The following is a 16,698-nucleotide window of genomic DNA, read 5'->3' on the forward strand; positions in this document are numbered from 1 at the left end:
TAAAGGCTCATCCAGCCCTGGAATTTCCCATAATTCACAGCCTTAGCCACAATTGAATGAGGTTATTTATTAATAATAATTTCTTTCTTGATATTGTTTGAGAACGGGGAAGTCGACATAAATAGCTCTATTTCAGGCCCTTATTTCTTTGAGAAGTCCATTTTGTGTGATATTAAAGCAAATGAGAATACATAAGTTGCACGTAAAACTTTTTTTACTATATTGACATGATTTGCCATTGAAAATACTGCATCCTGCTTTTGAATTTAGTGTTCTCACTACAATTGAGTTGTCTAGCTTCAAATAGTTGCTTTCTATTCATACTTTTTTATGGCAAGCTCATACCGTAAGTAAAAAGAAATCTATCAAGGATTATTTCTTCACATAAAGATTACTAAAAAGTGCCCTATCAAAAGCTCACGAGTACTACTCATATTTCTAATTTATGAATAAAGCCATACGGACAAAGTTCAAAAGGAAATGCTTAGAAATTATTGGCCGGAATATCCCTTATAATACATTCTACAGACCCCGCAACATCTATTTCACAAGTAAAGATTTCGTAAGTGCTGTGGCAGAGAATGAAAAAAGCTCTGCCTGTATAGACGTGTATCCGAATGTCATTTCCACCCTTACCATTAGTGAGGAATTTTACGATGCCATTCTGGATATTTTCAAGCCAAGTCTTAAGGTCAAAACAACGTATCTGGTAACTTGTATTGAGAATGGCAGAATTTTTACTGATCATAAGACATCTATTGCTGTTATTTCGCAGGATAATCACCTTATAGCCGATGTCTCTTTCAGTTATAACTATGGCAAAGTGGTTAAGCCTGAAGATAATACTGTTTTTTCTCAAAAGTTTTTTAGAGAGCCTGTTAAATACAAAGGCGTAGTCTTTAGTATGCTAGCTGGCCTTGGCGCAGTCCATAACTATGGACATTGGCTGATAGATGCTCTACCAAGAATTCATTTACTCAAAAAGAGTGGGTTATTTGATAAAGTAGATTGGTTCTTAGTACCTAACTATGAGCATGATTTTCAAAAAGATAGTTTGCGAAGGTTAGGCATCGATGCCGCCAAAATTATTCGGGGAGACAAACAGTTGCATATACAAGCAGATCTAATAATTGCCTCTACGGCTCCAAGAGGGATTGATTCAATTATGCCCGTTTGGCCTTGCCAGTTTCTTAGAGACACTTTTCTCACCCAACAAACCTTGCAGAGTCATTATCCGCCACTAATTTATATTACCCGAAAGGACTCAAAAATTCGCAATGTAGCTGATGAAGATCAGGTGATAGCTCTTCTGAAAGGATATGGATTTGTTCCTTTTACCTTAAGCCGGCTACCTTTTATCGAAAAAGTAAAATTATTTGCCTCTGCCCAGGTAATTGTCTCCGCAGCTGGGGCTGCTATGACAAATCTGATATTTTGTAAGAAAGGAACAAAAGTGTTAGAGTTATTTGGCAAAGGTTTTGTCCATGCTGAGTCCTATGATAAAGCAAATAAAGTAGGCTTAGATTATTATTATATTTTAGGTAAATATGGAGAAGAACCAAAGAAATCGCTACTCAAACAGAGATTTGATGTGGTAATAGATCTAAATGTATTAAAAGTAATGATTGAGAACATCTTAACAGCTTATGAGCAAGAGCATACCCAAGAGCAGCAGTTATAAAACAAATTCATTCCCCTATAGAAAACAATAAGAGATAATTAACTACTCCTGTTATCAAGTGACAGGAAAGTAAATCAAGTTGCTACAATAGGAGGTATAAAGCAATTGACTAAGAACCAGTGGCTGAAAGGCTAAAGATATCAGAGATACACATACGGTTATAAATAAAATGGAAGAGGTTATTCTTTTTTCCGGCCAAGCATGGAAGAGGGGAAACATAGATCGGGGAGAATAAAAAGGGAAGGGGTAAAATGTAATGGACCAGCCATTAAAGATGAGATAAAGCCTATACAGTAGAGCAGTAAATAAGCTGGGGCATAGGTGAGACAACTACAAGTTCTATATTATTGATAGTTACCTTATTTTTTATAGTAATCTGCTAAAATAAAATTATATTAACAGGCGATCCCTGCTTATGAAACTACTTTATTTAATCCTGGCCCACAAGGAGCCCTCTCAAATTATTCGATTAGTAAAAACGCTTACTGCCCAACAAGATTATGTTATTATTCACTATAACAAGGATTCCAGCCTTGAAGAATATAAGCAACTGTCAGATGCTCTACAATCTAACTTATGCGTATTTTTTACAGACAGGATTAAAACAGCCTGGGGCCATTTTTCGTTGATCCAGGCTATTATCAATGGTCTGAAAAAAGCTCAGGCTCTGGAGTTAAGCTATGATCATGCCATTATTCTGAGTGGACAAGACTATCCGATAAAATCGAATGCGGAAATTAAGCGGTTTCTGGCAGCTCATCCCAAAAAGCTGTTTTACACCCATTTCGAAATCACGGACGATTTAGGAACTAACAAAAAGTATGTCCACCCAATTAACGACCGGGTAACTACCCGCCCACAGAACCATCGTATAGATTCATATTATTTGCTTTTGAAAGACAGAAAATATCTGCTGCTGCCGGGAGAAATGAATAGCAAATCTATAAGCCTGAGAGCTCGGTTTACCAATAAGTTAAAAGGGTTTATGAGATATGTCATTAAGAGAAAGTTTCCTGAAGGCTATAAACCGTATTTTGGAGCTACCTTCGGTATGATCACCGCAGAGTTTGCCAACTACCTACTAGAGTTCTATGACGGGCAAAAAGCATTTAATCAGTATATGAAATATGCATTTTGTGCTGATGAAATGTACCTGGTAACCGTAGCTATGAATCATCCCTATTTTGCCAGCAAAATGGTGAACACGAATATGATTTTTTCTATATGGACAGATAATGAAGGCTTTCAACCGGTCATGTTAACTTCCCGGCATTTGGATCAGATCATGAACTCTAGAAAGTTGTTTGCCCGAAAATTTGATATATGGGTAGATGCTCACGTATTAAATATGATTGATGAGAAGGTAACTACCTCACCGCACCTGACTGCTTCCATTGAAACTAGTGAGAAATGAGTAAGCCGATAATGCAGGTATTGTTTTAAAGGTAGCTAGCCAAAACCATTGATAAGCTAAACAAATATTCCTGTATACGGACAATTTAGAAACAGGCAATTAGTTGAGATCCTTATGATCAACCTCTTCATTAGATTAATCATACACTATACTTATCCCGTACGTGTTAATGAACTATTAAACTTTTTGCCTTTATTTTTCCTAAAGGGATTATCAAGAAATAGAAGTATAGTCAGTATGTTTTGTAAGTAGCAAATCAATTGAGGGAATAATATCTGCGGGAGAGATTGAGTTGATATCCAAACTTGAGCCATCATGATATTGGCTTACTAAGTCATCAAACGTAGCCTTACTGCGGGCAATTTGAGGAGGATATATTGTAATATGCTCCTTAAAAATTTGAGCAGGATATGGATTAAATCTGCCTAAATGGTTACCATTAGAAATACAAATGGTAGGAGTATGAACTGCAGCTGCTATATGAGGGGCACTGGTTTCATTAGAAATCAATAATTTAGCTTTAGACAGCACATAGGCAAACTCAATCAGCGTAGTTTTTCCACACAAATTAATAACTGTATCCACTTTTTTTAAGTGATGAATAATTTTTTCAGCCAAAAAATAATCAGCTTTAGAACCTGCAATTAGTATCCATAGATCGTACCTGGTTTGGATGTAGGTGGCTAGTGTTGCAAACTTATCCGTAGGCCATTGCCTGAATGCTGCACTGGCTCCTGGAAAAAGTATTACAAAATTGTCTGGCAAGCGTTCACTATAAGATACAGAACTGACATCTATGTGGGGATTTGAGATAGACAACGGCTTGTGAAAAGCTTTTTCAAAAAATTCTTTATTTCGGTAGAATTCAAAAAGCGGTTTCTCTTCAACCTCTACAATTCTGGTATAGTACTTATAATGGTGTTTAGCAAACTTTTGGGCATAGTCGATAGAAATACCTGAAATACCAATCTTTTCTGTGGCAGAGCTCATCTTTACAAAAAAATCTCCTACATCATGTTTGCGTCTGGTATAACGCGGACTGAATACTAGTTCATAATGCTTTTTACGGATCTGTTTTATAGTAGCATAAAGGCACCTAAAATTGCCAAAAAAGAACATACGATCAAACCATATAAATTCGTCTATATACTGACTGTCTAAAGCTTGAGCAAGGTCTTTATACATGCCCCTGCAGAGAAGAGTAATGTGATACTGAGGGAAATTTTTTCTGATTTCTTCGATAAAGTTTCTAAATAAAATATAATCCCCTATGCCATCCAAGCGGACAATAAGTAAATTCTTTCCTTTTTCAATCTTCCTCTGATTACTTGTAAGATGTATAGAAACAAATAAAATATGTTTTATAATGTCTGCACGCAGGTCAAGTATGTTTCTAAAAAGCTTCCTTAGAAATTTGGGCATTTGCATGAAACGAATGTTATAGAATTTGCAAAAGTAAGTTCTCCAAATTAATTGTTTTCATCTTAAAGACTATCTAAAAATGTAGTTAAAAAAAATATTAAGTATAAGCCGGATCATTGCTATATGAAGCATAGCATCAGAGGATTTGATTTTTCGCTCGTAATCAACACCAAATCTTCTATGTGCTGACAGCCAGCTAAACGTTCGCTCAACAATCTAAGGTTTAGATAGTACTTAAAATTTTTTTTTATACCTATGGGCTTATGTATAATCTAGTAAGAGTAAATAAAAGTATTCCTGACTGCATAAAATCTTTAGCTCATTAAAATTCAGGCAGAAATTAGTGCGAATGGGAAGCAGAGAGGCACTGCGGCACATAGCATACATCTTTCCTTTGGCCATTCCTTCGTGCATGATCTGAATGCTACTTATCTGTGAGGCCTTTGTTTTCCGTAACGAATCAACGTACAAAATTTACTCAGATCAAGCTATGTCGCATTACTGTTGATTTACTCAAGAGGGGGTAGATTATATAATTGCCTCTACTTTAGCTTCCTGCAGAAGTTCGTGTTAAGTGTTAAGTTCAGCTAACAATTCCTCAGCTTGTTGTAGGGCTTGCTGATAATACTTCTGTACCCACTTCGCATAAAACAGAAGGAAAATATAACTGATAGGAAAGGAGAAAAGCCAGAAGTGCTTGTTTTCAGAAAGGTCATTGCCCCCAAACAGCTTAACGAGTAACACAATCATTGTTAGTAATAATACGTAGCTGAAAGTGATATTTAGTTTTTGCAACCTAATAAACCTTTTTTTATCAACAGCAAAGGCTTTGAGCGTTTCTGCATATGATTTATTGAAGTTACCTGCCTTGCTTAATTGCCTGATACTTACAAAGCTGATTGTGGGCAGCAGCAGTAAAAGCAAGATGGCTACAACACCGGTAACTTGCAAAAAAGCTGTATCTAGCTTGTTGAAACTGTAGCCAATGTATAAAGCAGCCACCAGGCAAACACTACTGCCGGAAATTTCAGCTGTTATTATTTTCTTGATTCTTAGCCGGTACTTAGTGCGGTTGATTTTTTCCAGCATTGCACGGGTTATTATTTGTGGTTTTTCTACCCGGCCAGTTGCCTGATGCCAGCTGTTTTTTAGATCGTCCAGTTCCATTGTTATGCTTGTTTAGAAATTTGCTGCTTTAATTTTTCTTTTATTCGCGACAGTTTAGTGGCAACGTTGCTGACAGAAATACCAATAATTTCGGCCATCTCTTCATAAGTTTTTTCTTCCAAATACAGGATTACTAGGCCCTTGTCGAGTAAATTTAGCTTGTCAACAAATGTTTTCAGAAGCTTCCATTGCTCTTCATCCTGGCTGTTGTCTACATCTGGTAAGTTGGAAAGCTGCTCATCTATTGGCACTATAGGGACTTTTCTTTTAGTCACTTTCAGATGGTAAATAGCTACATTCATCGCTACCCGATAGATCCAGGTACTTAATTTTGACTGTTGGTTAAAGCTGTCAAAGGATTTCCAAAGCTGGTAAATGATTTCCTGCACCAGGTCGTCTCTATCTTCTGCTTCATGGGTATACAGGGAAGCAATTTTATAGATAGAACCTTGATTGGCTTGTAGGGCGGCTATAAATGTCTCTGCTTTGTCCACAAAAATGAATAGTTTATTGTTTCACCTATATTAGTGTAGCAGAGGTAAAGAAAATCACAGGATACAATAAATTTTATTGCAGCAATAAGGTGTATGGTGCCTGATACGTAAGGTGAGTTCAAGAAAAGACAGCCATTCCTATATCAATAAGTTAAGTCAAAAAAAGCATGGATCATGTAACGTTCCATTTTGAAAAGCTGAATTGTGATAGTTTACCTCCTTGCTGGCTGACCGGAAAAGTAACGTAAACAAAACTTTGGATAGATTTTGCTATCAGTCAGAGCTAGGGTTAGTTAGAAAGTATATACAACCTTTTATCCTCTCATCCTTCCATTACTCTATTTTTAGTTTTGTAAGAATGTATTTGAGCATACTTTGTATCATGAATTAGATCATCTGAACAGGTAGGATAAGGTTTTATGCTTATTATACAGGAAAATAAAATGACTGTGGCTCCTTGGCCGATCTATGCCATTACAGTGTTGGTTGGAGGCTTTGTGGTGATTGTATTGGCCATGTGGATCAATAGCCATTTACTTCAAGAAGAACCCATTGACCAAACAGCCTGGATCATTTTAGCTGCCTTACTGTTAAGAGTATTCACCATACTTATTGCCCTGGCCAGCATACAGAAATGGGGGCAGTTGTTTCCTTCATGGGCCGTGCTAGGTGGATTATCTGGTTCAGCCAGTGCACAATTAATCTATCCGGTGGCAGAACTAATAGTAAAATTGGTTCTACTGACGGGTCTCATAGAATCTTCTCCCACAGGGTTAGGTAACATGAGCCTAACGGGGTGGTTTAACTTGAGTGCCGTGTGGGTAATATTTGGGATACCGGGAATGTTATTTGTACTAGCAGCGAAAAACTACAAAACAAGCACATCCCTTTCAACGAAATGGCTATGGATTGGTAGCTTGTTAGGCATCACAAGCTTATTTTTCATCGGATGGTTAATTGGTTAAAAAGAGATTCTACTGCAGATCCATCTTGCTTAGCTAACGCATCTTTCAGAGGGCACAGTTCTGAGACTGAGACTGGATATTGCCCATTTTATTGAAATACCTCAACATCTACTGTAAGTATATAAACAAATAATACTCTTCTTGACAGCAAAATAATTTGGGTAGTAAAACCATCTGATGGGAGAGTTACTAAGTTCCGCCAGGAAATCTTGCCGAAGATCTACCAAAAAAACAGCCTGTCCTTTATATTGATTCTTAAATGAAGTATTGACCAACATAAACGGACATATATGAGAGGACAATCGACCTTAGACAGCCCCACTTAGAGGTATGTTTACCAGCAAGCCCAATGAGTTCTTCTTCCATGAGTTTTGACCTTGCAGATAACTTTTTAAGCTGTATAACAGGAAGCATGCTCCAATAATCAATAGTATCAGGATCACTTCTACAAAAAGCAATACCTTTAGTAATAGATTTACCACATTCTTTACCATACAGGGTTAAGTAACAAGCATTGCATCTAGTATTAGTTTAAAGTTTCAGAAGGTATACCCATCAGTATCGTCGACTGCTCATTCTACGTTTGGGTCGTTTTCTTTTTTTACAATACCGTTAAACAGCTTCATATTTCATCTGCTTTTTTGCTTCAATAACCTGCAAATAAATAGCTAACAATTGCTCGTAATTCTTTTCCGGAGCATATTTATCTTCATAGGTGCAGCGTGCGTTTTTGCCTAATATCCTGGCTAAATCAGGTTGTGTAGTTAGAAGCCTCATTTTTTCGACCAAATCCTCTACATCTCCCGGTTTTACATGCAAACCGTTACCCTGGTCTTCTATCATTTCAACCATGGCTCCAAGTTTAGAACTGATAACAGGGGTGCCTACAGAAAAAGCTTCTAGTATGGTCATTGGAAAACCTTCATACCATACCGAAGGAAAGAGTAATGCCTTGCATTTTTTAAGTGCTTGAATGATTTCCTGTTTTTGTTTGAACCCTGCATAAACAATATTCTGATGTTGACTCGCATAGTTTTCAACAACTTCCCGCATGGGTCCATCTCCCAAAATCTCTAGGTTAAAACCGGTTATCCTGGCGGCTTCTAATAGCGTTTCTATGCCCTTTTCAGCCGTAAGCCTTCCAATAAATAAAAAGGAATTTTCTCTGGCTGTATCTCCTACGCCCATGTCGGGCGAGAAATTAGGTTTGATGCTCCATTTTTCCTCCGCTACGTTTAGGGATGAATCCAAAAATTTGTTTTTAGCAAACTGGCTCATCACAATATAGCGGGTAACTTTATTTTTCCAGGTACCTAGAAGTTTATGTGTGCCTGTCATCAAAACAGCCGATGCTGTCTGGATTTTAGAACCTCTGTAAACTCCCTTAACAATTGCATCTAATGGAAATATGGAATGAATGCTTTTTTCATAGATTTTGCCAGTATGCAAAAGGGTAGCACTCGGGCAGATCAAGCGATAATTGTGTATGCTTAGCACTACTGGAATCTTATATTTATCGGCTACATACAAGATCGATGGTGAGGCGATAGGGAATAAATTATGAACATGAATCAGATCAGGGGAAAAGTTTTTAATAACCGCTTCTACTATTTTTGCACTTTCAAAATTGTATAAGCTTTTCACTCCTGTAAGAAACTTATCCAAGCCCGTCTTTATTTGATGATTGTCAAACAACAGTCTTTCAACGCTATGGCCATGGCTTTCCATTAGTTCACTTTCATTTTCAAATATAACATCTTCCCCTCCTCTCTGCTGGTATGTGTTATGTATAAAAAGTATTTTCATGAGAAGTATAGTTACTAAGTAAGCTGTGAGAGTTTAGGTCTGGCAGCTAGCGTTCCTTATAATGCTTGTTTAAGTTTGTCAATATCCACAGTAATGTCTTACCGTTCGCCTAGTTTTGTAGTAATTAGAGATGCCGGCTCTTTGAAATATGTTTGTTTAAACACCGCATTAACAGGAATAATACCGCTTTTGCCGGGGTTATATTGAAAGCATATGTCGTTTATTACTTTATTGTCATTAATTACGGCTATAGTCCCTGCATTATTCCTATAAACACGTTCCTTGGGCACTTTTACCACGTGATAGTTTGTTCTTACGGCCAATGTTCAGGGCGCATATGCTACATCCTCATTGTACGATAAACCTTTATATAATTGTTCCGGTACTTTTAAATTGGTGACTAAATTAAAAAATAAAGTACTATATAAGACGCTTATACGATTTGCTTGATAAAACTCTTCGCTTGTAGCAAATGTACCTCTAGGAAGATAATGAAGATTATGCGGAATAAGCTGTCCTAATAGGCATTTACCCTCATTAACGATCTTTTGGGAAAGTTTTGTCATTAAAGATTTTGATAACTGAAACATATACTTTTATATCTACCCAAACAGTATACAGTACCTATGCCACGTCAACTTTATTTCACAATTCCACACCTAGGGCAAAACTGATTTTCTTATACTTTATCAAAGGCTTATCTTCCCAAACAAATAAATAAGTAAACCTCGAGGATTTAACATGAAAAAAAGCCTTTGAGCAATGTCACACAGGCTTTTACCCTATTAAATTTGCATGCTTGCAATGATTTATATCTTTAACTAATTTTTTAAATTAAACAATTATGGCTTACAATACCAGGTTAAGTAATTACAAGAGATGAAAAACTTGACTTGTACAGCAATGAAAAGTTGAATTTGATGGTTATAACGGGTTTCAACTCTATCTAGTTGTAAAAAATGATCCTTTTACATCAACTCTAAATTCTATTAAAATCCATTTGTGTAAAGTTACATTTTACAAGTGCTTAAAATTATTTACCCACCATAAACCTATCATAGCAGCTCATTTTCAATGCTTTTACACGTCTATTTAATAAAATATCTCCATTAATAAAATAGCTGATGAGAATTAATTTTGTAACGCATTTTTTAATTTTCAGAAGGTGTTTAAATTTTCTGTTTTCGATTTATCCTTCTCAAGAAAATACCTAAGAAGCTGATAAAATACAAACCCAATCCACCTTATCAGACACTCCTTAGAGTGGATTTAACGATGAATTTGTTCCATATAAGAGAATTCTAACAATAGGACAAGCCTTAAATAACCTAAGGGATTTATATTCCGTTATAGGAATTAATTTATCGAAAATTTTACGTGTGCTTTACTAATAAACTATGATAAAGTATTACATAGTGTAAGTATCGTATTACAATAAACTAGCAATTGCTCGCCTAAAATTGTATGAAATCAAATCTACATTTTACATGTAGCCCTTGAGCCTGTTTCTTAGAACGAATGTCAGCGTATGTCCTTGTGATTTTATATGGAGAGTAGAATAATCAGCTTATCAAGAACTTACCTATACTACTTATATTAGAAGATTGTACGGTTTAAAAGCAGCTTTTCCTTTTGCTCTGAGTTAATACAACCTTCAGCAAGCTTGCTTTGTCAACCGGATACCCTTTTTCAAACAGGAGCTTACCTGTATAACTTGCTCTATAAACGATAATGGATCTCTCTTGTTTTCAGAGGACTCCTGTATGAGAAGGAGGAAAAGCCTTCTCTGTTCCTATTTTCAACCCATAAATTATCCACACATAAACGCTTCCATTATGTGCACACCATTACCTACCCAAATTACTCAGAAAAGCATTTTTTCCTTATTTACATGCTCTGTCAAAAGAGTGTCTGTGTACCTGTATCTAGCTATACTCCTGCTGTATTTTTCCTCGTATGTTGCCCAGGCTCAGGTTAGGGTTGGCCAATGGGACCGGTTTGAAGCTTCTCTAACTAATAAAACTGCCTATAAAAATGCTTACAGAGATGTTACCTTGAATGTAACTTATACGAAGCCCGATGGGAGTAAAGTTAATTTCTGGGGCTTTTATGATGGGAATTCTACCTGGCGCATCCGTTTTATGCCTGACCAATTGGGGAAATGGACTTACAAAGCAACTTTTTCAGATGGTTCACCTGGCAAGAGCGGCAGCTTTACCTGTGTTGCCTCTTCTATTCCAGGAATGATCTCCAAAGATGAGACTAATCCCAGGTGGTTTGGGTATAAAGGCGGGAAGCATATACTGGTCCGTAGTTTTCATGGCGGCCCTCCTTTGCTTGCCTACAACTTCTCCGATACTAAAAGAAAATCTTTTCTGGAATGGGTTGATCGACAAGGGTATAACATGCTATCAGTGAATAACTTTCAAGAAACAGGTTATAATATTCCGGACCTCTGGCCATTAGATGCCCGGGCATACCGGCAGATTGAAAAAGTACTAAATGACTTGGCTGCCCGAAAGATCCTTTTTTATTCTTTTGGAGGCTTACTACCCAGGGATGAAAAGATTCCTACCACTCACAAAGATGAAATATTGTTAGTAAGGTATTATCTGGCCCGGCTTGCTCCGTATTGGAATATTCTACTAAATGTATCCGGTTCGGAAGCGAATTATGATAATTATATCTCCAGTAGCAAAGTTAGCCGGGTGGGAGCCGAGCTACAAAAAAGGGACGTATTCAAGCACTTGATTGGCAATCATAATAAAGATGGAGATGATCCGTATAGACATAAAACATGGGTAGGTTTTTCAACGCTTCAGGTGGAAATTACGGATTTGTATGCTTTGAATGCTTTCCTGTTAAAAAACCATACCGGCACCAAGCCTGTTTATGCCCAGGAAAATTTGTGGCCGGGCAATACATTGCAACCAGCCCGTGGGTATTCTGCCACTACCATCCGCAAACATGCCTGGGTGCATATGTTATCGGCTACTACGTTGAATTATGGAGATATGGATGGGAAGAATTATTCCGGATTTAGTGGGAGTTTAAACCTGGCCGACAAACTACAGGCCAGGCATGATATAGTGGATAAAGTATGGGATTTTATGGAAACGCTGCCCTTCTATAAAATGAACCCTAGCCAACGTTTAGTAAGCAAAGGCTTTTGCCTGGCTCAGCCCGGACAGCAATATTTGGTATACCTACCTGCCAGAGGCGCTGTTTCTATTGCTGTGGAACCCGGGAAAACATATGCAGTCAGATGGATCAATGGGCAGAATCCCTTGCAAGACCAACGTTCCGGTGGAACCACTACGACCGGCAAGAATCTAGCTTCTCCCAGGGATGGAGATGATTGGCTGGTGTATCTGACAGTTGATAATTCATCACAAGCGTGTAATGCCAAGGGTAGTATTCTGCGGGAGTACTGGGCAAATGTCAGAGGAGGAAAAGTAACTGATATTCCGGTTGGTAGGAAACCAAGTTCTTCCTCACAAATCACTTCTTTTGAAACGCCTTCAAATAGGGGAGAAAACTATGCACAGCGCATCCGGGGCTATATCTGTGCCCCTGCAACCGGGAGCTATAGGTTCTATCTGGCCTCTGATGATCAGGGAGAATTATGGCTGAGTACCAGTGAGAGCCCGGCAAACAAACGAAAGATTGCTCATATCACCGAACATGCCTCCAGCAGAGAATGGAACAAGCACGCTTCTCAAAAGTCTGTAGCCATTACGTTGCAAAAAGGAAAGAAATACTACATAGAAGCCTTGCACAAAGAATCCGTTTATGGCGATAACTTAGCTGTTGGCTGGACTGTCCCCGGCAGCAGTAGCATCTCTGTGATTCCAGGATCAGTCTTGTCGCCTTTTGTTCCTTCTGCTGCTAGATTGGCCGCAGAAGAAGAGCTACAGGTAAGCCCACTGTTGGTTTACCCGAATCCTTTCTCCGATAAGCTAACAATTGCTACTAGCGGCCAAGAAGGCAAGGTAACAATTACCCTGACAGATGTCGTAGGCAAGTCGTATTTTGTAAAAGAGTATGTACTAACCGGCCAGTCGGAAGTGGAGCTGGATTTAACAGGTCTCTCCCTGAAAGCAGGAATACATCTGCTCAAACTGCAGACAGCAGAGGGAGAAACAAGGGTGATTAAGGTGATAAAGAAGTAAGACTAGCGTCATCTACTATGTTTTTTAGGGCAGATAGCAAAACCTATTTGCCTTCTATCTTCTATAGATATGCGTTCCATTTACTTAAGGATAATAAAAAGATAGCAACTTCAAAATATACGATGGTGAGGCTAATATAAGGCTAGGGGTTAACAATAAATCTCCCCACGCTAAAAATTACGTCAGGCTACCTTTAACTACCTCTTCTCTAGGGATGAACTCACCACCATAGACTCATGAACTGTAGAAAGTGCGGAGAAAGACAAACGCTGATTCCAGGCGGATAACAAAAACAAAGTGTACTTATACAGTACACTTTGTTTTTGCCTGAGATAGTTGATACAACTATATGGGGAGAGTCATATAGTAAAATTAAAAAAATCGATGTTATTTACGGAATTGCAGTCGGTTGGTAACAAGTTGAGCTGATTTTTTTCCAACTAAAAGTCCTGCATTTACAGAAGCTTTATAATGAATACCTCCATAAAAACGTGATATTCCTGCCTCCTGAGCCGCAGCTTCAAAATTCTTATAATATCTCGGCTCAAAGCCTAAATCATCATAGGTATGGTCAGTGAAAGAAATATGACTACCTAGTGCCTCACTCAAAGCTGTAGCAGCAGCCATACAAAGAGAAGAGTGAGCAGAAGGATATTCTGGATGATTAGGCGTATTAATGGTGGATGTCCAGGTAGGCTGGTTCATGTACTTATGGATATAGGTAATGGGGCGGATCAAGTTATGTTTATATTTTACCTGAAAGCAGTAAATGAATGCATCATTTACAGAGATTCCCATTTTCGCATAAGCTACAGCACTTTCCAGCAAAGAGAGTTTTTTATCCGTAATCACCTGCCGTAAGATTGCAGCAAAGTGGCCTGGCCCTGTATAGTATTTTCCATTCGGTACATCGTCCCAGAAATTTGCCATCGTTTTCTGCTCCGCTGTCAATTGAGCGGACGCGTCATATACCTCTTTTACCATCGCATAAAACCCGGAAGAAGGATCAGTAGAAAAAGGGATTGGCGCTGTTGGTAGAATCTGGGTAATACTGCCTTCTACAAATGTCCGGTTACTGCCTAAATAAGGTACAGCAGGCGCTGCAAACGCAGGAGGCGTTTTTTCCCATAATCCATCCCCTACAGGTGGTACATAAGGCGGATGTACTGTAGCAAAACCATCTGTTTTTGCATATTCTAAAATAGCTTGTGCTACTTCTTTTCCATAGGTTTCACCTGCTGTGATACTAGCTTGCGAATAGCCTGCAGTGGAGAGTTTCTGTACATACGCAGTTTCTAAAGAATCTATACGTGCGGTACCGCCGGGAGTATTTACATAAAATGCCCGGAGCATATCCGCTAAAGCAGCATTGGCACTGGCAGGCCAGCAAACATCTTTACTTTCCGGAGAAGCAGGTAACGTAGTAAGCCCCTTTAATTGTCCGCCCAGAGATTTATACTGTTTATTACTTCCTACAATAGATTCGTACAGGGCAACACTGGAATAGGCAAAATGTCTGCTCAAGCCAGGGGTTCCCACCCCGGTAGTACTTCGTATGAGCTTAAGATGCAAGGTAATCCAGTCTGCCAGTAACTGCCCACTCATAGGTTTGGTAGTTACTTTGTCCTTTTCTTCGTGAAAGGGAAATTTGTCACAGCCTGTTAATAAGAATGATAGGATAATAAATAGAGATGCTGATAAAAAAAATAGTTTTTTCATAAAATGTAATTGATTAGTTGATAATGTGATGGGATATTAATTAGTTAGCTATTGTTTTGCTTTACTGGGAGAGACACCATGCAGCACTTCCGGAACATGTCCGCATCGGGCATGGCATCACCCTTTTGCAGAAGCAAGGTTGAGGTGAACACCAAGTATAAGGGGTGTTTTATTGTTGGTACCTGACGGGAGGTGTGGTAACCTACCTTAGGCTCAGGTAGGGGTTAGAATGAATAGCTCTCGGTTTTAAGGGTATATAAGATATAAGCTATTTGAGTACTACCATCTTCTTTGTGTCAATAAGATTGCCCTCTATACTGAGTGAATACTGATAAATGCCAGGAACCAGCTTGCCAGCTTCTATCTCTAAATGACCGTTCCCTCTTTCAGAAATTGGGTAGGTTTTAACCATTTTGCCTTGAATACTGGAGATGGTAATAGCTGCATGGCTGGCATGTTGTGGCACAAAGTAGCTGATTGTAGTTGTTTGATGGAAAGGATTGGGGGCATTTTGGGAAAGCCACGCGATCTCTGACATAACTTCTTTTTTAATAGAGCCAGAATTTTCCTGTGTTTGACTACTCTTTAAAAGTTGGTCTACAAGTGCGGTTAAGTTCTCTATTTTCTTATCCTGACGAGTTATTTTCTCCTGTTGCTCTTGAAGCTGTTCTTGCTGTTCTTGCATACCTTTTATCAGGATAGGAACCGACATAATTTACTGCCTTGAATTCAACCGTCTCCGCTTTAGCCTCTGTTTGCAGGTCAAATTTTCCATCTTCACCCATTTTTGTTGGCGCAGCCTCTAACGGGGGTTCAAACTTTGTATCTTTTACCAGGCCAGGTAATACCTTTTCAACTTCCTGTGCCAATAAGCCATACTGTTGCTCATGTGGTAACTTCATTAGCTTATGATGACCATCCTGCCGGTAGTAATATTTCTTCGGATGCAGTTGACTAATGATGTCCCTTGCACTGGTAACATCCTCTATATTTTGTTTGAGTTTCTGATCAGATGGGGCATGGTAACCGTTGCTGGCAAACACACCCCCAACAAAGTATGCTGCATAAGTTTGGCCTATCGCTACCATCCCATAATAATTCGTGGAACGGGTTACCAGGCCATAGCTACTGTAGGAATTTCCCTGGAGGCCATATCCATTACTATTAACCCCGTACACACCACTGCTGCCAGCTTGAGATGCACTTCCCCAAATAGCATTACCGGTTCCAGTTGTTGCCGCATAAATGGCAGGCGAAGCATTCGTAGTTGACTGCATTCCAATCTGAATGGCAGGACCTGGACTTGTTTTTTGAAAATACAATAATATAGGATGACTGTTAGAATTAGGGTTACTGCCAGGGTCTATAATACCAACCCCACCATACGAGCTAATGTACATTCGTGGGATATTATTTGTCCTGAAAGTAAGATCCCTTGAATCCCTGGTACCTATAAAATTGGTACTTGAGTTTGTTCCAGTGTTACCGGTAAGCGACCATTGGGCATTAGCAGAAAAGGTTGCTGCACAAAGCAACAAGGCTGCGAAAACTATTTTTCTTTTTTTCATTTTGTAGATTGTGATATTAAGTATTGGGAAATGTTTTTTGAGGCGAAATCCTTAATACGCCTTTCGTGTTTTTATTTTTTTGACTTTACTAGATGTGTATGTTGACTACATGAAAGTTTATAGGCAGTATCTGATGAATTAGGCATGATGGGGTAGCCCGGCTAACTTTCCCACATTTATTATTATTACTGTAGTAAGCTAGTCAGCTGCAATGCAAGGCTGCTGTAAAAGCAGGCTCACTTAGTAGCCTTTGAATACAATGGCTTATTCGCTGCAGAATAGCCATTGTA

At 38.6% G+C, this 16,698-nt stretch carries 11 protein-coding genes; 4 read left to right on the forward strand and 7 right to left on the reverse strand.

Annotation, left to right across the window (positions count from 1 at the left end):
* Positions 1-445 precede the first annotated feature (445 nt).
* Together Q0590_RS27940 and Q0590_RS27945 are read left to right on the forward strand one after the other, a co-directional pair.
* On the forward strand, positions 446-1,681 hold the full coding sequence (locus tag Q0590_RS27940; RefSeq protein ID WP_302040945.1) for a glycosyltransferase family 61 protein: 1,236 nt from the start codon (positions 446-448) through the stop codon (positions 1,679-1,681).
* Positions 1,682-2,096: 415 nt separating this feature from the next.
* Complete coding sequence (locus Q0590_RS27945) at positions 2,097-3,095, forward strand: beta-1,6-N-acetylglucosaminyltransferase (protein WP_302040946.1); 999 nt, start codon at positions 2,097-2,099, stop codon at positions 3,093-3,095.
* 213 nt (positions 3,096-3,308) lie between these two features.
* Here the strand turns inward: Q0590_RS27945 and Q0590_RS27950 are convergent, their stop codons facing one another.
* The 3 genes from Q0590_RS27950 to Q0590_RS27960 all read right to left on the reverse strand — a co-directional run bounded on the left by Q0590_RS27950 (position 3,309) and on the right by Q0590_RS27960 (position 6,178).
* Positions 3,309-4,523 (reverse strand): glycosyltransferase family 9 protein, encoded by a 1,215-nt coding sequence (locus Q0590_RS27950; RefSeq protein ID WP_302040947.1) that lies wholly within the window; start codon positions 4,521-4,523, stop codon positions 3,309-3,311.
* 564 nt (positions 4,524-5,087) lie between these two features.
* Complete coding sequence (locus Q0590_RS27955) at positions 5,088-5,684, reverse strand: hypothetical protein (protein ID WP_302040948.1); 597 nt, start codon at positions 5,682-5,684, stop codon at positions 5,088-5,090.
* 2 nt (positions 5,685-5,686) lie between these two features.
* Complete coding sequence (locus Q0590_RS27960) at positions 5,687-6,178, reverse strand: RNA polymerase sigma factor (RefSeq protein WP_302040949.1); 492 nt, start codon at positions 6,176-6,178, stop codon at positions 5,687-5,689.
* A gap of 419 nt (positions 6,179-6,597) precedes the next feature.
* Here Q0590_RS27960 and Q0590_RS27965 point away from each other — a divergent pair, with 419 nt between their 5' ends.
* Complete coding sequence (locus tag Q0590_RS27965) at positions 6,598-7,143, forward strand: hypothetical protein (protein WP_302040950.1); 546 nt, start codon at positions 6,598-6,600, stop codon at positions 7,141-7,143.
* Positions 7,144-7,755: 612 nt separating this feature from the next.
* Here the strand turns inward: Q0590_RS27965 and Q0590_RS27970 are convergent.
* Positions 7,756-8,949, reverse strand: coding sequence for a glycosyltransferase family 4 protein (locus Q0590_RS27970; protein WP_302040951.1), 1,194 nt, complete (start codon positions 8,947-8,949; stop codon positions 7,756-7,758).
* Between the two features lie 1,835 nt (positions 8,950-10,784).
* On the opposite strand from Q0590_RS27970, the gene Q0590_RS27975 reads away from it, so the two are divergent.
* Positions 10,785-13,121, forward strand: coding sequence for a DUF5060 domain-containing protein (locus tag Q0590_RS27975; protein ID WP_302040952.1), 2,337 nt, complete (start codon positions 10,785-10,787; stop codon positions 13,119-13,121).
* Positions 13,122-13,508: 387 nt separating this feature from the next.
* On the opposite strand, the gene Q0590_RS27980 is transcribed toward Q0590_RS27975, so the two are convergent.
* The 3 genes from Q0590_RS27980 to Q0590_RS27990 form a co-directional block, all read right to left on the reverse strand.
* Positions 13,509-14,840, reverse strand: a complete 1,332-nt coding sequence (locus Q0590_RS27980) for a vanadium-dependent haloperoxidase (protein ID WP_302040953.1) — start codon at positions 14,838-14,840, stop codon at positions 13,509-13,511.
* 268 nt (positions 14,841-15,108) lie between these two features.
* Positions 15,109-15,525 (reverse strand): T9SS type A sorting domain-containing protein, encoded by a 417-nt coding sequence (locus Q0590_RS27985; protein ID WP_302040954.1) that lies wholly within the window; start codon positions 15,523-15,525, stop codon positions 15,109-15,111.
* Positions 15,467-16,408, reverse strand: coding sequence for a tail fiber domain-containing protein (locus tag Q0590_RS27990; protein WP_302040955.1), 942 nt, complete (start codon positions 16,406-16,408; stop codon positions 15,467-15,469). The genes Q0590_RS27985 and Q0590_RS27990 overlap by 59 nt, the downstream gene beginning before the upstream one ends.
* Between the last annotated feature and the right edge of the window lie 290 nt (positions 16,409-16,698).

It is taken from the genome of Rhodocytophaga aerolata, from assembly GCF_030503435.1.
Lineage (GTDB): Bacteria > Bacteroidota > Bacteroidia > Cytophagales > 172606-1 > Rhodocytophaga > Rhodocytophaga aerolata.